Here is a 19,592-nt window from a genome sequence, read left to right as displayed (position 1 = left end):
AAGGCAAAAGGATGGCATACAGCGATTTTAGTCTCGCCAAGGTGAAAAAGAGTTTTGATTTAACACTCGATGAAACTCGGAATTTATTTGCTGATACAAAACCTGTTACACCATCAGAAACACTCAGAACAATTTTAATAGATTACATCCCTTTAGCAACTGCAATTTCAACCGAAAAAGCAAGGTCAGAGTTTTTAATTGCACCAATTATTGCAGAGATCAGACGATTATTAAATAATAAAATCTCCCTATTTTCGGGAAATGAATTTAATGTTGATGCAACTCAAGGCTTGCAAGGTTTTTGCAATTACATCATCAGCCATTCCCAAGAACAATTATTTATTTCTGCTCCGGTAATGTTTATTTTTGAAGCAAAAAAAGAAGATATTATCGGCGGTCTGGGTCAATGCGTAGCGGCAATGATTGCAGCGCAGCTGTTCAATCAAAATCAAGGCAATGAATTTGGGCGAATTTATGGCTCGGTTACTAGCGGAACTAACTGGAAGTTTTTATTTTTAGAAGGGACGACTGTTTATATAGATTCGACTGAGTATTATATTAAAGAAGTTGATAAAATTTTGGGTATTTTATTGCAACCTTTTCAGGCTGTTTTAACTGCTGTTTGAATATATAGCAGGTGTTGATGTAACTTACCTGGTCAAGTTTGAAAATTTGCTAAAAAATAAGATAAGTTAAACAACTCGTTCACCATTAAGTATCTAGGCATAAGTTTGTAGTAAGGACTTTAGTCCTGATAATCCTTGCTCTGAGCGATAAATCGCTCACTACAAACTAGGAGTTTATTTTATATTTAATTATGTCTACCTACTTACCACTATTCGATTGATATGAGTCTATATTGTCTAGTTCACGGTGCTTTCCAAGCCACTTGGTGTTGGGATTTGCTAATTCCATACTTAGAAGCGCAGGGTCACAAAACCGTAGCAATGGATTTGCCAATTGAAAATGCATCTGCTACTTTGTCCCAATTTGCAGATGTAGTAATTCAAGCGCTGCCAAAAACTGATGATGATATTGTCCTAGTCGGTCACTCAATGGCTGGTACTATAATTCCCTTGGTTGCAGAAGCGGTAAAAGTGCGTCAACTAGTGTTTGTGGCGGCGCTACTTCCATATCCTGGAGTCAGTACACTCGACCAGTTTTCTCATCGTCTTGATTCTGATATGCTCAAATCATTCAATTACCAGCCAAAAGAGCTAAGTAAACTCGAACAGTTCCACGATGAGCCTGATATTTATGAACCAGCTTCCGTAGGTAAAGATTATTCAGACAAAGCAGTATTAAGGGAGTTTTTCTTTCATGATTGTCAACCAGATGTAGCACAGTGGGCAATCTCGAAAAGTCGTTCGCAACAATCTATGGCATATATATTTGAAACAAATCCTCTAAAAGCTTTGCCAGATGTTGAACGTAAATATATTGTTTGTACCAATGACCGAATAATATCTCCTACATGGTCACGCTACGCCGCACGCAAGCGTTTAGGAGTCGATGCCATTGAACTACCTTCTGGACATTGCCCACACCTGTCTCGTCCTGACCTTCTGGCTTCAGTATTAACTAGTGATTAATTGTTTGAGTTTGGGTCAATTGTTGCCATAGCAAAGTTATTTTCCAACTGCTGCATTTTTGACGAATCTGATAAAAATGCAGAATATCTTACTGGTGCGTTGGCGCAACCCGCCGTAGGTATCGCTCATAATAAATGAAGCCCGATAAAGGTAAACTGGTATGGATTGGAGAACTTATATTCATTCAGACCCGAAAATTCTCCTTAGAAAGCCTGTCGTCAAAGGAACGCGGCTATCTGTGGAATTCATATTAGGGTTGTTGGTTGTTTGCCGAAGGTTGGACAGAACAGCAAGTTACAGAAAGCTATCCAACTCTCAGCGCTCCTGCAATCCAAGCTGTGTTCGCATTTGCCGCGGAGTGTCTCAAAGAGGATGTATTCTACACACCATTGCTGTCTATTGAGGCCAAGTAATGCGGTTTCTGGCGAATGAGAACTTTCCACTTCCCAGTGTGCGGCTGCTACGGCAAGCGGGCTATGATGTTGCCTCGGTGACAGAGGATTGTCCAGGTATTGAAGATACCGAGGTTTTGAATCGTGCCGCTAATGAGCAACGGGTGATTTTAAGGTTTTATCGCGACTATGGCGAACTCATCTATCGCTTAAGATTACCATCACCAACGGGTGTGATTTATCTGCGGTTTCGCCCCCATATTCCAGAGGAGCCAGCCACATTATTGTTAAATTTAGGGATCTGCGGGTTAATAGTGTCCCAGCCAGGAGGGTTTCGACCTTCGATTGCGCTCAGTGCATCGCTGCGCTCAACCCTCAGATGTCGAGAGTTGAGCGCAGTCGAAACTCGGTTTATTGGTACTTTATTTTCACTCAAGTCCCTTACTAGAGATAAAAGGATTGCAATTTGAGGAGCGGTTCACGGTATTAGAGCGCGATCAGATTCGTCAGCGTCCTCTGCCATAATTAAGGAATACCACAAATCCAAAAAGGCTAGAAACTGCATTTAAGCTGTCTCTAGCCTTAATTTACTGAATGGGCAGTACCAGACTCGAACTGATGACATCCTGCTTGTAAGGCAGGCGCTCTACCAACTGAGCTAACCGCCCGTTTGACTAATCCTTAACTAATATAGCAAAAGATTTCGCATTGCGCTAGTAGTTTCAAGAAAATCTTTTTTTCTCTTATACTGACTCAGTATTCAGTTACTCAGCACGAGTTAAACGCCCCGCTATCATTAACAGGATTTAGGATGCCCTCTGGTCGGACGCACGATCGCATTACTATGTATGCTCTGCCGTTGGTGGCGGGCGTTACTTTTTGGCAAACTCGCAGTAGCAATGCGACTTTGTTGGTTGCAGGTGGGTTTCTCTTTGGTGGGCTGATGTTTGGCCCCGATTTGGATATTTACTCTGTGCAATTCCAACGCTGGGGTTTCTTGCGCTGGATTTGGCTACCTTATCAAAAAAGTCTCCGCCATCGTTCTTTTTTATCCCACGGGCCGATTATTGGTACGATTTTACGGGTGATTTATCTGGGGTGTTTGCTTGCTATTTTGGCAATTGTCGTTTTGGCGATCGCTCAAAGGTTGTGGAATCTGAGTTTTAGTTGGCAGGATTTGGGACAGACTGTGGGGCGATCGCTTGTGCAATACGATACTGAATATGTCGCCCTGTTTTTGGGGTTGGAACTCGGTGCGATGAGTCATTCTCTCAGCGATTGGGGGGGGTCGGCTTATAAACGTGTGCGAAAACAGGGGGTTCGGGGGTTGCTTCCTAGTGGCAAAATTAAGAGGCGGAAAGTGAGGGGTGGTGGTCGTCGGGCGAGAGTGAAGAAATAATTTTTTTAAACGCAAAGGAACGCTAAGGGAAGCGCAGAGGTACGCAGAGGTATGGAAAAGCAAGATGAGAGTTTGGCGGCGTTGCAGGAGTTGATTGAGGTGGTGGCGAAGTTGCGTGAGCCTGATGGTGGTTGTCCTTGGGATTTGGCTCAAACTGCCGAAACTTTGACTCCTTATGTGATTGAGGAGGCTTATGAGGTGGTGGATGCAATTAAGAGTGGGGATAAGGGTGCGATCGCTGAGGAGTTAGGCGATTTATTATTACAGGTGGTATTACAAGCCCAAATCGCTAGTGAATCGGGGCAATTTTCTCTTAAGGAGATCGCTCAGGGAATTTCCCAAAAGTTGATTCGCCGTCATCCTCATGTGTTTGGTGATGTGTCGGTGGCAAGTGTGGATGAGGTGCGGCAAAATTGGGAACAAATCAAAGCTGCGGAAAAGGGCGAAGCATCTCCAGACGCCCAAAAATTTAGTGCTAAACTCGCTCGTTATGGACGTACTCTTCCCCCACTGACGGCGGCGATGAAGATTTCTCAAAAGGCTGCTGCGATCGGGTTTGAATGGGAAAATATTCAGGGGGTTTGGGATAAGTTTCATGAGGAGTTGGGAGAGTTCCAGCAAGCTTTAGCTGAGGAAACACCCGAACGACAAGAAGCAGAATTAGGCGATTTACTATTTGCCGTGATTCAGCTAGCGCGTTGGCATAATCTTGACCCCAGCAACGCTTTGCAAGGCACTAATCAACGATTTGTCCAGCGATTAGAAAAAATGGAGGCGGTTGTTGACCGTCCCCTTTCTGATTACAGTTTGAATGAGTTAGAAACTCTCTGGCAACAGGCAAAAGCTCAACTTGCGAAAGAAGGGAGTGGGGAGTAGCGAGTGGGGCATTGGGAAGAGACAAGGAACACAAGGAAGAGGGGGGAGACAAGGAAGAAACTTGTTCAATAATTCTCCCTTGTCCCCTGCTCTGCTCCCCTGCTCCCTGCTCCCCATTCCCTTCTTCAAGATTTTTCAGCATCGAACCACTTATCATATAGCGATTGATAAGTGCCATTTTCTTTAAGATTCAGTAGAGCTTGATTAATTGGTTTGCGGTAGGGACTGTTGTTGGGCAGAATAATGCCATAGTTTTCTTCACGCAAGATACTGCCAACAATCTGTACTTTCCCTTTGCCTTCATTAGCAGCATAGAAAAGAAGTACAGGTGCATCAAACACTACGGCATCAGCTTTTTTGGTTTGCAGAGCATTGTAAGCTTGATCAATCTTGTTAACTTCTAGAACTGAAATCTTATGTTCTCGCATATATGTGGCGGCTGTGCTGCCCGCAGTTGTGGCCACTACCTTGCCAGGTAAATCGTCTATACTCCTGATATCGCCCTGAAGCTGTTGTACTGTCAATGAAGTAGTAGCGCTGGCTGTAAAGTAGGCGGCAAAAAGTACTCCAATGAACATCCAGATAATACCTACTAAGCGTCCTAGTACTCCCTTGGGCATTTCATCAGCTTGGGTTGCTAATGTGGCAGCTGACCACCAACAGGCTTTGAAAATGCCAGGAAAGTATGATTGGGGAATCATCCCATCTTTATGATTGCGCTCAGATAACCAAAGAATGTGGGCTGCTACGACAATTAGCACTAAGGCAACGCCTATTACTTGCAAGAGGCTAGTAGAGAAAAATAATTGCAAAATATTTGGGAAGGCGCTGTCGTTGCTTTCTGCGTTTCGTACCATTATTTGCAGCCCCCCAGCAAAAATGGGTAATGAGAAATCAAAATTCTGCTGGCGTTCGGCTGTAATCGAAATAGCTGAAATCCCTAAATTAGCTTTGTTGTCCTTAATAGCAGAAAGCAGTTCCGGCACAGTGGAATATTCTATAAATTTAGACTCTACACCTATTTGGTTGGCGATGCTGCGCCAGAGGTCGATACTGAATCCCGATAGTTCACCTTTGTTTGGTATTACAAAGGGCGGTATAACTCGTGTAGCTACTAATAACGGTTGTTGGAGTTGTGAGGATTGCTGGGGTTCCGGTTTTTGGGCCACTCCTGGGGACGCCATTAACAACAATGCCAGAATTCCACCTACTAATCCTATGCAGGTATACAGTGCTAAGGAACGCTTGGTTTTGTTTTTATGGTCATATCTGCCAATTGGGCTGTTTTTACCAGCCATAAGTTGGCGAAATCTACTAGCGATCGCATTTATCATCAGAATTCTCTTAGGGTTGTGTGCATAATCTATTTATCATGCCCACCCCATATCAAATATCACATTCATCATCCTCCTAAAATCGATTTTTTTCAGATTTAGGAGGATGAATAAACAGATAAGGGGACAAAGCGAGAAAATCCTCCCCTTGTCCTCTTCGGCTCGAACTACAACTTGATGGTAACGGTCTTAACTTCGGTATATTGCTGCAAGCCATATTCGCCTAGTTCGCGACCAATACCAGACTGCTTAAATCCACCGAAGGGTGCAGCAGCATCGAATACGTCATAGCAATTTACCCACACAGTACCAGCCCGAAGATTGTTGGCGATCGCATGAGCTTTGGTGATATCCTGAGTCCACACAGCGGCGGCGAGTCCATACATTGTGTCATTCGCCCGTTGAATGACTTCATCAATATCTTTAAATTTGATGATGCTCATCACTGGGCCAAAGATTTCCTCTTGGGCAATCTTCATGTCATCGCGGACATCGGCAAAGACTGTGGGTGCGATAAAATAACCCTTGTCGCCGACTTGATTGCCACCACATAACAACTGAGCGCCTTCACGTATCCCAGATTCGATGTAGCTCATCACCCGATCAAATTGGTCTTTGTCTACTTGCGGCCCTTGTTGTGTGTTGGCATCGAAGGGATTACCGACAACTCTCTGTCTAGCTCTTTCTACGGTCTTGACAACAAACTTTTCATAGCATTTTTCTTCGACAAATAATCGCGAACCAGCACAGCAGCACTGCCCTTGGTTAAAGAATAAGGCATCGTGACAACCTGCGATCGCCTCGTCCATGTCTGCATCGGCAAAGACGATGTTAGGACTCTTGCCACCAAGTTCCAAAGTGACGCGCTTCAGGTTACTCTTAGCCGCTGCTTCCATAATTAGATGACCGACTTCAGTGGAACCAGTAAATGCCACTTTGTCAATATCTCTATGACGAGCGATCGCAGCCCCGGCGGTTGGCCCGTATCCTGATAAGATATTCACCACACCAGGGGGAAAACCTGCTTCAATAATCAACTCACCTACTCGCAGCGCTGATAATGGTGTTTGTTCGGCTGTTTTGAGAACTACAGTATTACCAGTTGCCAAAGCCGGTGCTAATTTCCACGCTTGCATCAAAAGTGGAAAATTCCACGGGATAATTTGACCAACTACACCCACAGGCTCATGGCGAGTGTAGCAGAAGTATGGCCCATTAATCGGGATGGTTTTACCTTGTACTTTATCAGCCCAGCCTGCGTAGTAACGATAGCAGGCGATGACTAATCCTAAGTCACCTAATGAATCTTGTAATGGCTTACCGTTGTCGAGAGTTTCTAGTCGTGCCAACTCATCGATATTCTGCTCAATTAAGTCAGCTAGCTTGTAAAGCAACTCGCCGCGACGGGTGGCAGATATCTTTCTCCATTCTCCACGAGTGAAAGCAGCATGGGCTGCTTGCACTGCTTTATCTACATCTGGGGCATCTGCTTCTGAGACTTCGCAGATTACCTCACCTGTAGTCGGGTTGATTGTTTCAAATCGGCGATCGCTGACACTTTCTACCCACTCATTGTTAATCAGCAACTTGGTTGGGCCAATTTTAACCTGTTGTCTTGGTACTGTTGCTGTAACCATCAGGCCCTCCTAAAGTTATAAAAAAATTTTTTTAAATCTACTTATTATGTTTGTTGCTGTACAGCACTCTAGGTGGATTTCTTTATGAATTCTTTATTTTAGGATCAGAATTAGAGGTTGAGACAGCTATATTGTGTCTAATTCACTTTGTAGAACTCGCGTTGTCAAGACAAACCTCTATCTTTTGAGCAATAGTTTTGAGTTCAGCTTTTAGTGTAATTATAGATTTATTTATAATTGCCAAATATTTTATCTAACTTACGCTTCTTAGTCTTTGCAAAGTGAGCAACATGGATGTAGACGATTTCAGTCAACAAATAGAAACATTGCGCTCACGGGTAAGGGCATTAGTGCAAAGGACTACAAGTGAGCCGTATTCACAGCAAGAGCTAACAGCAGAAGCTTTTGAGGAACCGAAATAACAAATGCGGTTGAGTTTCGACTACGCTCAACTGCCGCGTAGTCGAAACACTGCCCCCTTCCATAAAAAACGGAGGCAGTTACTAACTACCTCCTGAGAAATTAAAGCTTGGATGGACTGAGAAATGCTTCGACAGCAGCCTAGAAACTTTGCTAGCTGCGGCTCAAAAACATAGTCAAGACCACTCCCAGGATAATCGATCCACCGCCAAGGATGAATGACCAAAAGCGATGGTAACTGTTGACGATGGTGCCATTTTTACTCTGGAGTTGAATTAAATCCATCCAAGGCGCAACACCTCGACGGAACCAACCCACAGCGCCAACTTGTTCGCCAATCAAGCTTTGGACTCGCTTCATCCCAAACAGAAAATTGCCAATAGGGCCAAAGCGTGAAGCGTAATGCAAATAAAGCATTCCGCTACGATCTTGAATTTTTAAATCGGAACCAAATTTATAACCAGCGTCGCCACGGCCAATAAGTTGACCTTCCAGTTTTGCAGGTTGTCCGCGTAATGGACTGGCATAAGGGTCTGACATCAGGGTGAGAATATCGGTTTCTGGTGCTTGCTTGTAGTCGGGGAACATCACCAAGGCTTTGATGAGAATTCCCATCCCTAAGCCAATTAATGGCGCACCCAGTACTAAACCTGTGTTTTGCGAACTTGACAACAAAATCACACCTGTTACCAAGCCAGCAAAGAAACCAATAGTTTCAGCGCCGTAAAGTACAACATCTAAAAAGAAGTTGCCGTAAAGTCTACTTTTATTAAGAGTTTTACCTTCTCCAATAACTCGCCCCATATCAAACTCAGTCGGTAAACCCAATTGTTCGGCATAGTTGCTCAATGCGCGAACTCGCTTGCCTGTCAAGGGATGAGTTGAATTTAACTCCATCCACCAACCCCAAGGGTTAAACATATCCCACAGAAAGACGCGACCAACTTTTTGAGTATCGGATGTAATGCGGTAAGCGGTTCCTGTGGAAGCGGCGGCTTTATGGTCATAGATACCCAAGGCGCGAGTTCCTTCAATTAAACGGCTGGGTTCTTGTGTCCGCGAACCTTCTTCTAAAATTCCGTAGGCAATCTTCACTAAAGCGCGGGATAATCCATTGGGATTACCTGTACTTTCGGCTGCAAAGTGGTCGGCAAAGTATTCTCGTGTGCGGGAGAGGTACAGCACTAGATAAGTACCGATGACATAAAACACGTAAGCAACTAGGGCAGCAGTTTGCATCGCATCTTTGATTTTGCTATCGCCACCGCCACGCCCAAATCTTCTGGCTGTGCTGTAAATCAAGTAACAAATTTGCACTAAGGTAGAAGCTACTGTCATCACTGCAAAGTCCCAGTGGACGATGTGCCCCAGTTCGTGAGCGTAAACGGTAGCAACTTCATCGTCATCGAGGTATGTGAAAAGTCCCTGACTGACGACTAAACGGGCGCTGTTCGGCAATGAACCATAAGTAAAAGCCGTGGGATTTTGGTCGTCAATAATTCCCAAACGCGGCGTTTTTAGCTTTTTCTGCTCACAGACTTGGCGAATAACTTTAGCTGTCTCTGGACTGAGGGTTTCAACTTCTGCCAAATCTACCCAGCGAGTTTGGTAAAGCCAGCCTTGAGTTAAGTCCATGATGAATGGAGATATGAAAAAGGCGGCGATATTAAAGACTAGGGTAATACCAATAGCGATCGCTAATCCTTGGAGTGGATTATCGTTACCCAAAATAAATACTATGCTCAAACCTAAAGCCAACACCATGCCAAACAGCAAGGTCATGGTGACACCAGAAGCTAACGCCAAACTACCACCCACTCCCCCCATTGCTAATTTCATCCCAGTGGTAACGGCACGACCAGCTTTTTGGCTAGCTTTAGGTGGCGTTTGACCCAAGGATTGACTAGCTTGTTCTGCCCAACTGCGAGCCTGTGGATTTTCACTCATGATTAGCTTTTGACACAGGGCTTTGGCTTTTTCGGTTTCGCCTGTGGCTTGATAAGCTTTCATCAGCCACATCTGTGCTGAAAGATAATCTGAGGAATTCTGTTCAGCGCAATCGCGGCAGAATTGTTCGAGTAATTCAACCGCTTCTTGATAACGTTTTTGGTTTAAGGCATCTAATGCAGATTGCAATGACATAGTATCTCCCTACTAAAGGAGTGGTATTTGATCTATCAATACTCAATAGATCCAGCGATCGTCACTGCAATTTCGTAAAAATTTAAATAATGACAGTATAAAATATTTACTTAAGTAAAAGACTAGAGAAACATACATTACTATGTCTCTCTAGCCTGGGGAACGCATAAATCATATTTAAGACTTTCAAGTAACAACTGTAATAATACTTATAATATTTTTGCTGCGGTAAACTTAGTACCTCTTTGTCCGTGTTTGATATTTAGAGAATAAATGTTTTCCACCCAGCCTTGCCTCACCCGATTAGAGTAATTATTGATTACCCAAACGGTTCACCCGATTGGAGGAAGACGAATGATGAACATCACCTGAGATTGATAAGATGAAGAAAAGGTAAAGATTTGTACTATGACTATTTTTGATATAGCTTCTCCCCTAATTGCGATCGCAGGACAAACCCGCCAAGCTGCAAGTAAGCTAGCGATTCTCTCCACTGAGGCAAAAAATCAGGCGATTGAGGCGATCGCGCAAGCTTTAGAATCAGCTAGAGATGAAATTTTACAAGCAAATGTTGCTGATTGTAAAGCTGCTACTGCCGAAGGTATTCCGCAACCGCTTTATAAGCGCTTGCAGTTAGATGAACATAAATTAAGAGATGCGATCGTTGGAGTCCGAGATGTTGGTAAGCTAGCCGATCCAATTGGTAAAGTGCAGATTCACCGCGAACTTGACACTGGCTTAATTCTCAAACGAATTACTTGTCCTTTAGGGGTTTTGGGGATTATTTTTGAAGCCCGTCCAGAGGCGGCGATTCAAATTGTTTCTTTAGCAATCAAATCGGGAAATGGTGTCATCCTCAAATGTGGAAAGGAAGCGGTGCGTTCTTGCGAAGCGATCGTTAAAGCAATTAAACAGGGATTATCTCAAACTGCTGTTAACCCTGATGCGGTACAGTTGCTTACAACTAGAGAAGAAACTCTAGAACTTTTGAAGTTAGATAAATATGTAGATTTAATTATTCCTAGAGGTTCTAATTCCTTTGTCAGATTTGTACAAGAAAATACTCGTATTCCGGTACTAGGTCATGCTGATGGAATTTGTCATCTTTATATAGATAAAGCCGCTGATATTTCTAAAGCCGTTCCGATTACTGTAGATGCGAAAGCTCAATATCCGGCTGTTTGTAATGCAATTGAAACTTTGCTAGTTCACCAATCAATTGCTAGAGAATTTTTACCAAAAGTTGCTGAGGCTTTGCAAGAACGCCATGTGGAATTAAGAGGTGATCAACGCACCTTGGAAATTTTGCCTAACATTGCAAATGCGACAGAAATAGATTGGGAAACAGAATACAGCGATTTTATTTTGTCTATTAAGATTGTAGACTCTATAGAAGATGCGATCGCTCATATTAACGAATATGGTTCTCGTCATACCGATGCCATTATCTCTGAAGATCCAACATCTGTGGAAACTTTCTTTGGACTAGTAAATTCAGCGAATATATTCCACAATTGTTCTACCAGATTTGCTGATGGTTTCCGCTATGGTTTCGGCGCAGAAGTAGGGATTAGTACGCAACAAATGCCTCCCCGCGGCCCCGTTGGTTTGGAAGGATTGGTGACATACAAATATCAAATGACTGGTGATGGTCATATCGTTGCTACTTACACCGGGGCGAATGCTAAAGCTTTTACTCATCAGGATTTTTAGATGAATTTCTAACTCTGCAATTGTGCAAAAAGAAATCATTTTAAATTGTATTTGACGAGTTTCAAGTACGATTCAAAGCCTCTTTTCTACAAAGAGAGAGGCTCTCTATACAAATAATTCCACCAATCTTTTATGCTTATCGGTAAAAGCACAACAATTGTGTGGCATCGAGTGGATTGTTATACAGGCAATCGAAGCGAGTAAAATTGTATGTTTGTGAAATCTCATCAAGAGTTTTCTGAGTTTCAGGAAAATCACTTGAAGAAATATGATTTGCTAACATTAAATACTCTTGGGGAGTAATTAAAGACCAGTCCTTTTGTACATTATCTAAATAGCATTTAAGGTAGGTTTCTCGATCTTCTCCTTCTTTACGGACAACATCAATGAGAATAAAAACACCTTTAGAGGTGAGAAGATGCTTAAGCTGACCAATAATCGAGTCCTTTTCTTCAAGGCTTAAATGATGGAGAACAAAAGAGCTTAAAATGACATCGAAGCTATTTTGCTGACTTGACATCAATTCAGGAACAAATTGGGAAATATTTCCTTGGGTAAAGGTTGTGTGGCATTGAATCTTTGCCATATTATTCTTAGCAATCTCTAGTGCAGGTATAGATAAGTCTATGCCTTGGTAAGAAGTAATCGTGCTATTTAACAAAGCTTGGGAAGTAAAGCTAGCATCGCCGCATCCCAAATCAAGCATCTTAAAGGGTTGTTGGAAGTGTCCAAGCAGCAACTCGCGCAGTGTAGAGTAAATTTCACGGTGTCCCATGTAATTGTTATCGAGTATTTTTTGGTAAAGTTTCCACTGCTCGTTAAAAAACTCTTGAGGCGGGAAAAGTTCTTCTTCGCTACTTTTAGAAAGCTTTATATCTAACATATTACTTATTTCCTTAGAATTTATAGTTGATAGGGGTTTCGTAAAAACCACAATATTTTCATATTATCCAATAAGTTGCTGTCTAGTACGTTGTTGCTAATAGCATTTTCTAGGTCAACTACTAAAGAATTAATTTTAAACTAATGCTTTCAGTAACGCCTGAAGTTTAAGCTGCACCTCTGCAAACTCCTTATCAGGATCAGAGCCAGCCACGATACCAGCACCAGCATACAATCTCGCGCGATCGCCATCAATTAATGCTGAACGAATTCCCACAATAAACTCACAGTTACCCTGAGAATCTATCCAACCTAAAGGTGCAGCATATAAACCTCTCTCGAAGCTTTCATAACGACGAATTTCGGCACAAGCTACATCTTGGGCTGCACCTGCAACGGCTGGGGTAGGATGCAATTGTCCGACAATCTTTAATGGGTGTATGTCAGCGGGAACCATAGCACTGATTGGTGTCCATAAATGCTGGATATTCGATAATTGTCGCAGTCGTGGTGCTAATATTTGCGGTAATAAACCTAACTGGCATAGTCGTTGTGTAATGAAATCAAGCACTAGGGAATGTTCGTGCTTTTCTTTTTCACTATTTAGTAAGCGATTGGCATTAGCTGCATCTTCAGCAGGGGTTTTACCTCGTGGCGCAGAACCAGCTAAAGCATCAGTGATTAACTGTTTATTATTAATACTAATTAATCTTTCTGGACTTGCACCAATAAAATTTTGTCCTTTGCCATTACTTGTAGAGAAGATATAACAATTAGGATGATTTTGTCTAAGATTATTTAATGATTTAACTAAGTTAAAGTGGTTACTTGATTTTACATCTAATATATCTGCTAGGACAATCTTACTTAAATGAGTTGACTGAATTTTTTCCAAAACAGATACTACTGAACGTTTAAATTGAGCAGAGTTTGTGACAGATTTTTTATATAAGTTTGTAGGAAAATAATCAATATTAGCAGAGTGATTTTCTAAAGTTTGGATAAATTCAATTTTATTTTGGATTTTCTCCAACCATCTTTCAATATTTACATTTGGATTGATAATTATATTTGTTACTAATATGCAACGCTGGTTTTTTACAGCTACTTGCCAACGTGGAAGAAAAATGGTAGCAGATGGAAATGGATAATCTACTTGGGCGTTTTTATCGAAAAAACTGAAATAACAAAAAAAGTGAGGCCCAGAAAAAGGTTGGTTTGCGTTACCAAAATTAATTATATTTGTTAGACAAGATTTGATAAAATATTCTGCTTGATTAAAACGGTCTGAGCCATCAATCTGTAATTTTGCTACAGCATCAATTGCTGCGATCGCTTCTCCTTTACCTCTGTCCTCAAAGTAAAAATTTATTTCATTTGCTTGTGTAAGTTTATCTAATACAAGTAAAGGATCAACTAAATCAATTTCTTGGGAGACACTGACAATTTGTCTGCAATTATTTTTGACGCACTTTTCTTGCACCGCTACCAGAAATTGATATAAATCTTTGTGCTTTACAAACAAGTTACTACGACATGGTGAAACTGTCATGGATCTAACGATAGTAAATTTTTTTTAAGTTAACTTCCTAAAGTGTAATTAATCGTGGTCGTATTTTTACAGGTAACATATTAAGTTGCTATTTCACCAGGGTAGGGTTTGGCTTATTTGTGGTGTTCCCAGACCATGATAAGACAGTTTTGGACTGAGACTGCAACGTAAGTGTGAGTGTTAACAACACAAGGTTAACAAGCCATCATAAAAGTGACAGTTATTTGTATATCGCCCATATCTAGCGTCTCTTTAAATCATAAAATCTAAAGTGTGAGTAATATTCCGGCAATTTAATTAATCACGACTGATGACTACCAAGCAAATTTTATATCCCAACACTAAGTTATGGATGGCAGCGATTAAACCGCCAATGTATAGCGTTGCCATTATGCCCATTTGGGTAGGAACAGCAGTAGCTTATGCCGAAACTAAAATTTTCAATGCTGTAGTATTTTCTACTTTTGTAGCTGCGGCAATCTTAATTCTTGCCTGGGAAAATATCAGTAATGATGTGTTTGATTCTGAAACAGGTATCGATCAAAATAAGCACCATTCTCTGGTGAACTTAACAGGCAATAAGCCATTAATATTTTGGATAGGAAATTTGTGTTTAGGTTTGGGGTTGCTGGGCATACTAGCGATCGCATTTTGGCAACAAGACCTAACTGTGATTGGCATCATCCTACTATGCTGTGGTTTGGGCTATATGTACCAAGGGCCTCCTTTTCGCTTAGGATATCAGGGTTTAGGCGAGATTCTTTGCTTTTTTGCCTTTGGCCCCTTAGCAGTGGAGGCAGCATACTACAGCCAAACCCAAACTTGGTCAATGACAAGTTTAGCAGCCTCAGTCATTGTCGGGATTGCCACAACCTTAGTTTTGTTCTGCTCCCACTTTCACCAAGTCAAGGATGACATAGCCGCAGGTAAGCGATCGCCTATCGTCCGTCTCGGAACCCAAAAAGGGGCCCAAGTCCTAGTTTGGTTTACTGCTAGCATTTATCCCCTCACCTTGCTGTTTGTGCTATTGGGGATTTCTCCAGCTTGGACGTTGCTGAGTTGGGTGAGTTTACCCTTCGCTGTCAAATTATGCCGCCATGTCCAAGAAAATCACAACCAGCCGGACAAAGTTAGTAACTGTAAATTCATCGCCGTAGCCGTGCATTTCTGGGCTTGCTCGTTGTTCGGACTAGGATTTATGCTTTAGCAATTACTAATTGATGCGTTATCAATTTAAATTTCGTCCATATCAGCGAAGATTTTTGCGATCGCTAGCTACCAATCATGGGAAGTGGGATATTCGTGAAGGTATTATTCTTCGCCTTACCGATGAATCAGGTAAAGTCGGTTGGGGAGAAATTGCCCCCATTAGCTGGTTCGGTTCCGAAACCCTAGAACAAGCCTTAGATTTTTGTCGCCAACTCCCAGGAGAAATCACAGACGAAACGATTTTTTCGATCCCAGATGAGTTACCAGCTTGTCAATTTGGCTTTGAGTCAGCGCAAGGGTGGGGGAGTGGGGAGTGGGGAGTGGGGAGTGGGGGAGATAATTTTATAACTCCTAACTCCTCACTCCTCTTGTACAGCGCCTTGCTAACAGGAGGGGAAGCAGCTTTAACCCAATGGGAAACTTTGTGGCAGCAGGGATATCGCACGTTTAAGTGGAAAATTGGAGTGTATGCGATCGCTGATGAACTAAAAATTTTTGAGTCACTGATACACACCTTACCAGCCTCTACGAAACTGCGATTAGATGCCAACGGTGGACTCAGTTATGAAGAAGCTAAATTATGGCTGCGGACTTGCGACAATCTCAAGGAAAATCCAGAACTACCCCTAGAAATTGAATTTATCGAACAACCGCTACCCGTGGAGCAATTTCAGCAGATGTTGGAATTGAGTATGAGTTATGAAACTGCGATCGCTTTAGATGAATCTGTCGCCACGCTTAAACAACTCGCTGTTTGTTATCAACAAGGTTGGCGAGGGATTTTTGTCATCAAGCCTGGGATAGTCGGATCGCCATCTCGTCTGAGAAAGTTTTGCCACCAGCATAAAATTGATACTGTATTTTCATCAGTATTTGAAACTGCGATCGCTAGACTTGCAGCACTCCAACTAGTAACAGAATTATCCCAAAATAACCGGGCAGTTGGTTTTGGCATCGACCATTTTTTTGAACAAGAAGAAACGTGGCTTCAAAGTTTATGGAACGACCTTTAGACTGTCTTAATAACCTAGCTCAAAATGATTGGCTTATCAGTTATAACAGCCGTCAATTTAATCAAATAGCTCAAGAATTATATTTAGAACTAACACAATTATCAGCGTGTGGAACACCACCAAAAATCATCTTAGCTGAACGTGAACCATTACGATTTTTAGCCAGTTTTATTGCCGCTTGTGCAGCGAATTGTCCAGTTTTTCTTTGTAACCCCGACTGGGGAACACAAGAATGGCAACAAGTCTTTGATTTAGTACAGCCAGACATTATTTGGGGAGAACTACTCCACTCTCCCACTCCCCAACTTCCCCACTCCCCACTCCCCACTCCCCACTCCCCACTCATAATGATTCCTACGGGTGGTTCATCAGGACAAATTAAATTTGCCATTCACACTTGGGAAACTCTCATCTCATCGGTACAAGGATTTACAGAATACTTTGAACTAAAACAAGTCAATTCGTTTTGCGTGTTGCCCTTATATCACGTTAGTGGTTTAATGCAATTTATGCGCTCATTCACTACCGCAGGTAAACTATCTATTCAACCATTTAAAGCTGTAGAATCAGGTCAAATATTAAATATTAAACAATCAGAATTTTTCATATCTTTAGTACCAACGCAGTTACAACGCCTCCTACAAAATCCAGAATTAACTGAATGGCTATCCCAATTTAATACTGTACTTTTGGGAGGTGCGCCAGCATGGAACGAACTCCTAGAAAAAGCCAGATTTCACCACATCCGATTAGCACCTACCTATGGTATGACAGAAACCGCCTCTCAAATTGCTACCCTCAAACCGGATGATTTTCTGAGTGGTAAAATTAGCAGTGGTCAAATTCTCCCCCATGCAAAAGTAACTATTTGCAATCAGCAAGGCGAAATTTTAAATTCCAATCAAATCGGAAATATCACCATTCACGCTCAATCTTTAGCCCTTGGTTACTATCCTAAAAATAGAGAAAATAAAACTGATTTTCAAGTAGATGATTTAGGTTTTTTAGACGAACAAGGTTATTTAAATATAGTCGGACGTAACAGCGACAAAATTATTACAGGTGGAGAAAATATTTATCCAGCAGAGATTGAATCAGCTATCCTATCAACTCAACTGGTTGCCGATATTTGTATCATTGGCCTCCCAGATAAACACTGGGGACAAGCTTTAACAGCGATTTACATTCCCAAAAAATCAGATATCTCTGCCTTAAAAATCCAAACCCTACTCAAAAACAAACTCAGCAAATTTAAAATCCCTAAATATTGGATTCCACAGGAAAACTTACCCCGTAACTCTCAAGGTAAGATTAACCGCCAAAAGTTACAACAAATAGCCACAGAATTCCTCCATAATTCCATCACATAATCTCTCTCGACTTTCTTCTTTCTACGCCTTCAGCATCTCTGCGGTTAGTTTCCAACCATTGGATTATCTCTTCAGATAATTCCTGCTTACTTCTACTACTCACATCAATACAAACATGACGGGTAATAGCCTTAGCAACTACCACCTCACCCACTATAATCTCGTAAGTAATTTCAAACTTATCAACACCTATTTTTTGGGGAATTAAGCTAATCAGCAACTTGTCCCCGACAAACATAGGGCGCAAAAAATCAACACTAGCATGAACAATGGGAAACCCCACAGACGGATTAGTAAAAAAATCTTTGAGATTAATACTTGATGCTTCTAAAGATTCTTCATAAGCTTCATGGCAAATACCCAAAACGTTAGCAAAATAAACTACCCCAGCAGCATCAGTATCTTGAAAACGAACCGTGCGGTTATAAGTAAAAGACATTTTTGACAATTGAATATTAAAAAACAGCAGGTTTATTCCCTGCTTTACAAACTAATTTTATTGCAACTAAGATAAGTCAGTGATAAAAATTTAATTTCCCCAATTCTGAGTTTGTATCGATTTGTTTAGCCTCATTCAATGCTTTGGGGTTAAATATATGGTGAGGAAAGCGTAGGCATAGCCCGTCGAAGACATCGCTTCTACATTGACTCTAACGGCGGAACCTCGAAGTCATTAAACGAGGAAACATTGTAAGACGAACCAGCTAAAGCCTTTACCAGCTTGGCGTCTAGAGTCAGCAAAGTAGCACCTACCTGCTGTGAAAGTGCGACATAAGAGCCATCGTAGGCGGAGATTCCATAATTTAATGCGATCGCAACTGCATCCGCCATCAAGTCAGCCGTGGAGACAACACGCAAGGGGAAGTTTTTGAGAGTTGCTAAATCTGCTGGCACATCAGCAACAGCATAAAGTCTGGCGCGGACATACTTCCAAATGATGTTGCCACACTCAATGTAAAACAGGTCTGGGACAAAGATCGCAGTTTGGGGATTGGCAAGATGAGCAAACAGTTGATTAACTTTCGGAGTTAGTGGATCATCTGGTATAAATTGCTTAATAGCTACACTTGCGTCTACAACACACCTGAGAGGGATAGTCATCTGTCTCGGTCTTCTCGGATTAACGCAGTACTATCAGGCCATTCCACATCAGTCTGGCGACTCTCACGACGAAGGCGAATTTCCTCTAACAGTTTTGGGACATTTTTTCGCTTTTCGTCTTCCGTATGCTGTGCTTCAGTTTTTAAAGCTTGTTCTAACAGAGTTATAACTTGGGCGTTAATGGAACGGTGTTCAGATGCCGCTAACTCTTGCAGTTTTGCGTACAAATCATCGGGTAAATTTCTTACATAAAGGGTAGCCATCGCTTTACCTCAAAGTAGGATTTATGATTATGATAGCACTATGCAAGCAAAAGGGCGGAGTGGGGCGATGTATCTTAACTTTTGATAAATTTTTAATTAAGTTCCAATTATGATTATAATACCCAAAAAAATCAGTCAAATTGTGGCTTGACCCTCAAAACCTATGATTCATAAATAAAAAGTAATTTGACAGTTAGATTTAATCTAGATATTCATAAATAATTACTTTGGAGAATTAATTCTTGTGAGCAGCAATAGTTCAAGTCCATTAAAGGTTGTTCTTTGGCAACCTTGTCGCTGGGGTAAAAAATACTTAGATACCAATACAAATGCTTTAGTTGAACCGACATTTTATCAAGAAGAAATTTATTCTTGGGAACCCTTTGGAGATCCCTTTGGTTCAGTGACTAGTAGTGAGCAAACTCAGCGACTAAGAGAAGAATTAATTGAAAAATTTACACTAGTAATAAAACCTGAAAAGCGTGGAATTGAACAGTTTAAGCAAGTCATCCAAGTAATAGACGAGATATTGTCTAATGATCAATCATCTTGGAGTGATTTAGAAGAGCTTGGACGCTTATCTAATAGTGATAGTGTCAACCTTCGTCAACATCAACTTTTGGCCTTACGCCAGCATATTCAGTGGGTGTGTGATACCTTTGTTAATGTTCCAAATGTTAATGTGTCCCTTCATTAA

19 protein-coding genes, 1 tRNA gene and 1 pseudogene are annotated in these 19,592 nt (G+C 41.6%); 12 read left to right on the top strand and 9 right to left on the bottom strand.

What is annotated here, in order from left to right; genetic code table 11:
- Positions 1-11 precede the first annotated feature (11 nt).
- From RMX69_RS11720 to RMX69_RS11700, 5 genes and pseudogenes are all read left to right on the top strand, one after another.
- Positions 12-626 carry a hypothetical protein gene (locus RMX69_RS11720; RefSeq protein WP_289797070.1) on the top strand — a complete coding sequence of 205 codons (615 nt, stop codon included), beginning with the start codon at positions 12-14 and terminating at the stop codon, positions 624-626.
- Between the two features lie 222 nt (positions 627-848).
- The gene (locus RMX69_RS11715; protein WP_322637572.1) at positions 849-1,592 is read left to right on the top strand and encodes an alpha/beta hydrolase; all 744 of its coding nucleotides are present in this window, start codon (positions 849-851) and stop codon (positions 1,590-1,592) included.
- A gap of 160 nt (positions 1,593-1,752) precedes the next feature.
- Positions 1,753-1,815: pseudogene (locus tag RMX69_RS11710) on the top strand (hypothetical protein); the annotation flags it as partial.
- A gap of 40 nt (positions 1,816-1,855) precedes the next feature.
- The gene (locus tag RMX69_RS11705; protein WP_322637571.1) at positions 1,856-2,005 is read left to right on the top strand and encodes a DUF433 domain-containing protein; all 150 of its coding nucleotides are present in this window, start codon (positions 1,856-1,858) and stop codon (positions 2,003-2,005) included.
- Positions 2,005-2,454, top strand: a complete 450-nt coding sequence (locus tag RMX69_RS11700; protein WP_322637570.1) for a DUF5615 family PIN-like protein — start codon at positions 2,005-2,007, stop codon at positions 2,452-2,454. Before RMX69_RS11705 ends, RMX69_RS11700 begins: the two co-directional genes overlap by 1 nt.
- A gap of 125 nt (positions 2,455-2,579) precedes the next feature.
- Here RMX69_RS11700 and RMX69_RS11695 read toward each other — a convergent pair.
- Positions 2,580-2,652: transfer RNA gene (locus tag RMX69_RS11695), tRNA-Val, on the bottom strand.
- A 143-nt stretch (positions 2,653-2,795) separates the two neighbouring features.
- On the opposite strand from RMX69_RS11695, the gene RMX69_RS11690 reads away from it, so the two are divergent.
- Both RMX69_RS11690 and mazG read left to right on the top strand, forming a co-directional pair.
- A complete protein-coding gene (locus tag RMX69_RS11690; RefSeq protein ID WP_322637569.1) occupies positions 2,796-3,383 on the top strand; it encodes a metal-binding protein in 588 nt (195 codons plus the stop codon).
- 51 nt (positions 3,384-3,434) lie between these two features.
- Positions 3,435-4,259: a nucleoside triphosphate pyrophosphohydrolase gene (mazG, locus tag RMX69_RS11685; RefSeq protein WP_322637568.1), complete on the top strand. Its 825-nt coding sequence runs from the start codon at positions 3,435-3,437 to the stop codon at positions 4,257-4,259.
- Positions 4,260-4,384: 125 nt separating this feature from the next.
- Here mazG and RMX69_RS11680 read toward each other — a convergent pair whose 3' ends face one another.
- The 3 genes from RMX69_RS11680 to RMX69_RS11670 form a co-directional block, all read right to left on the bottom strand.
- The gene (locus tag RMX69_RS11680; protein ID WP_322637567.1) at positions 4,385-5,593 is read right to left on the bottom strand and encodes a transporter substrate-binding domain-containing protein; all 1,209 of its coding nucleotides are present in this window, start codon (positions 5,591-5,593) and stop codon (positions 4,385-4,387) included.
- A gap of 167 nt (positions 5,594-5,760) precedes the next feature.
- Entirely contained in the window at positions 5,761-7,230 is a 1,470-nt protein-coding gene (locus tag RMX69_RS11675) for an aldehyde dehydrogenase family protein (RefSeq protein WP_322637566.1), read from the bottom strand.
- Between the two features lie 573 nt (positions 7,231-7,803).
- Positions 7,804-9,792, bottom strand: a complete 1,989-nt coding sequence (locus tag RMX69_RS11670) for a zinc metalloprotease HtpX (RefSeq protein WP_289796966.1) — start codon at positions 9,790-9,792, stop codon at positions 7,804-7,806.
- 408 nt (positions 9,793-10,200) lie between these two features.
- Here RMX69_RS11670 and RMX69_RS11665 point away from each other — a divergent pair, with 408 nt between their 5' ends.
- Complete coding sequence (locus RMX69_RS11665; protein ID WP_289796965.1) at positions 10,201-11,505, top strand: glutamate-5-semialdehyde dehydrogenase; 1,305 nt, start codon at positions 10,201-10,203, stop codon at positions 11,503-11,505.
- A gap of 136 nt (positions 11,506-11,641) precedes the next feature.
- Here RMX69_RS11665 and RMX69_RS11660 read toward each other — a convergent pair whose 3' ends face one another.
- Together RMX69_RS11660 and RMX69_RS11655 are read right to left on the bottom strand one after the other, a co-directional pair.
- The gene (locus RMX69_RS11660; protein WP_289796964.1) at positions 11,642-12,388 is read right to left on the bottom strand and encodes a class I SAM-dependent methyltransferase; all 747 of its coding nucleotides are present in this window, start codon (positions 12,386-12,388) and stop codon (positions 11,642-11,644) included.
- 135 nt (positions 12,389-12,523) lie between these two features.
- Positions 12,524-13,939 carry an isochorismate synthase MenF gene (locus tag RMX69_RS11655; protein ID WP_322637565.1) on the bottom strand — a complete coding sequence of 472 codons (1,416 nt, stop codon included), beginning with the start codon at positions 13,937-13,939 and terminating at the stop codon, positions 12,524-12,526.
- 310 nt (positions 13,940-14,249) lie between these two features.
- On the opposite strand from RMX69_RS11655, the gene menA reads away from it, so the two are divergent.
- Genes menA through RMX69_RS11640 form a run of 3 tightly spaced genes read left to right on the top strand, consistent with a single transcriptional unit; the run spans position 14,250 to position 17,531 of the window.
- Entirely contained in the window at positions 14,250-15,146 is an 897-nt protein-coding gene (menA, locus tag RMX69_RS11650) for a 2-carboxy-1,4-naphthoquinone phytyltransferase (protein ID WP_322637564.1), read from the top strand.
- 13 nt (positions 15,147-15,159) lie between these two features.
- Positions 15,160-16,161, top strand: a complete 1,002-nt coding sequence (locus tag RMX69_RS11645) for an o-succinylbenzoate synthase (protein ID WP_322637563.1) — start codon at positions 15,160-15,162, stop codon at positions 16,159-16,161.
- Positions 16,146-17,531, top strand: coding sequence for a 2-succinylbenzoate--CoA ligase (locus tag RMX69_RS11640; protein WP_322637562.1), 1,386 nt, complete (start codon positions 16,146-16,148; stop codon positions 17,529-17,531). Before RMX69_RS11645 ends, RMX69_RS11640 begins: the two co-directional genes overlap by 16 nt.
- Here the strand turns inward: RMX69_RS11640 and RMX69_RS11635 are convergent.
- The 3 genes from RMX69_RS11635 to RMX69_RS11625 all read right to left on the bottom strand — a co-directional run bounded on the left by RMX69_RS11635 (position 17,524) and on the right by RMX69_RS11625 (position 18,895).
- Positions 17,524-17,970, bottom strand: coding sequence for a thioesterase family protein (locus RMX69_RS11635; RefSeq protein WP_322637561.1), 447 nt, complete (start codon positions 17,968-17,970; stop codon positions 17,524-17,526). The two genes, RMX69_RS11640 and RMX69_RS11635, sit on opposite strands and share 8 nt — an antisense overlap.
- A 200-nt stretch (positions 17,971-18,170) precedes the next feature.
- Positions 18,171-18,632, bottom strand: a complete 462-nt coding sequence (locus RMX69_RS11630; protein ID WP_322637560.1) for a type II toxin-antitoxin system VapC family toxin — start codon at positions 18,630-18,632, stop codon at positions 18,171-18,173.
- Complete coding sequence (locus tag RMX69_RS11625) at positions 18,629-18,895, bottom strand: FitA-like ribbon-helix-helix domain-containing protein (protein WP_322637559.1); 267 nt, start codon at positions 18,893-18,895, stop codon at positions 18,629-18,631. Before RMX69_RS11625 ends, RMX69_RS11630 begins: the two co-directional genes overlap by 4 nt.
- Positions 18,896-19,139: 244 nt before the next feature.
- Here RMX69_RS11625 and RMX69_RS11620 point away from each other — a divergent pair, with 244 nt between their 5' ends.
- Positions 19,140-19,592, top strand: coding sequence for a hypothetical protein (locus RMX69_RS11620; protein ID WP_292732485.1), 453 nt, complete (start codon positions 19,140-19,142; stop codon positions 19,590-19,592).

Origin of the sequence: Nostoc sp. EspVER01 (genome assembly GCF_034530635.1) — a bacterium.
GTDB lineage: Bacteria > Cyanobacteriota > Cyanobacteriia > Cyanobacteriales > Nostocaceae > Nostoc.
Note: the sequence above shows the minus strand (reverse complement) of the source record. Positions and strands in the feature narration are given on the sequence as shown.

Excerpts from the sequence above, each read along its gene's own strand:
- mazG (WP_322637568.1), top strand. The coding sequence starts at position 3,435 with ATGGAAAAGCAAGATGAGAGTTTGGCGGCGTTGCAGGAGTTGATTGAG.
- RMX69_RS11715 (WP_322637572.1), top strand. The coding sequence starts at position 849 with ATGAGTCTATATTGTCTAGTTCACGGTGCTTTCCAAGCCACTTGGTGT.
- RMX69_RS11670 (WP_289796966.1), bottom strand. The coding sequence starts at position 9,792 with ATGTCATTGCAATCTGCATTAGATGCCTTAAACCAAAAACGTTATCAA.
- RMX69_RS11680 (WP_322637567.1), bottom strand. The coding sequence starts at position 5,593 with ATGATAAATGCGATCGCTAGTAGATTTCGCCAACTTATGGCTGGTAAA.
- RMX69_RS11700 (WP_322637570.1), top strand. The coding sequence starts at position 2,005 with ATGCGGTTTCTGGCGAATGAGAACTTTCCACTTCCCAGTGTGCGGCTG.
- RMX69_RS11720 (WP_289797070.1), top strand. The coding sequence starts at position 12 with ATGGCATACAGCGATTTTAGTCTCGCCAAGGTGAAAAAGAGTTTTGAT.
- RMX69_RS11660 (WP_289796964.1), bottom strand. The coding sequence starts at position 12,388 with ATGTTAGATATAAAGCTTTCTAAAAGTAGCGAAGAAGAACTTTTCCCG.
- RMX69_RS11640 (WP_322637562.1), top strand. The coding sequence starts at position 16,146 with ATGGAACGACCTTTAGACTGTCTTAATAACCTAGCTCAAAATGATTGG.
- RMX69_RS11630 (WP_322637560.1), bottom strand. The coding sequence starts at position 18,632 with ATGACTATCCCTCTCAGGTGTGTTGTAGACGCAAGTGTAGCTATTAAG.
- RMX69_RS11655 (WP_322637565.1), bottom strand. The coding sequence starts at position 13,939 with ATGACAGTTTCACCATGTCGTAGTAACTTGTTTGTAAAGCACAAAGAT.
- menA (WP_322637564.1), top strand. The coding sequence starts at position 14,250 with ATGACTACCAAGCAAATTTTATATCCCAACACTAAGTTATGGATGGCA.
- RMX69_RS11645 (WP_322637563.1), top strand. The coding sequence starts at position 15,160 with ATGCGTTATCAATTTAAATTTCGTCCATATCAGCGAAGATTTTTGCGA.
- RMX69_RS11675 (WP_322637566.1), bottom strand. The coding sequence starts at position 7,230 with ATGGTTACAGCAACAGTACCAAGACAACAGGTTAAAATTGGCCCAACC.
- RMX69_RS11625 (WP_322637559.1), bottom strand. The coding sequence starts at position 18,895 with ATGGCTACCCTTTATGTAAGAAATTTACCCGATGATTTGTACGCAAAA.
- RMX69_RS11635 (WP_322637561.1), bottom strand. The coding sequence starts at position 17,970 with ATGTCTTTTACTTATAACCGCACGGTTCGTTTTCAAGATACTGATGCT.
- RMX69_RS11665 (WP_289796965.1), top strand. The coding sequence starts at position 10,201 with ATGACTATTTTTGATATAGCTTCTCCCCTAATTGCGATCGCAGGACAA.
- RMX69_RS11690 (WP_322637569.1), top strand. The coding sequence starts at position 2,796 with ATGCCCTCTGGTCGGACGCACGATCGCATTACTATGTATGCTCTGCCG.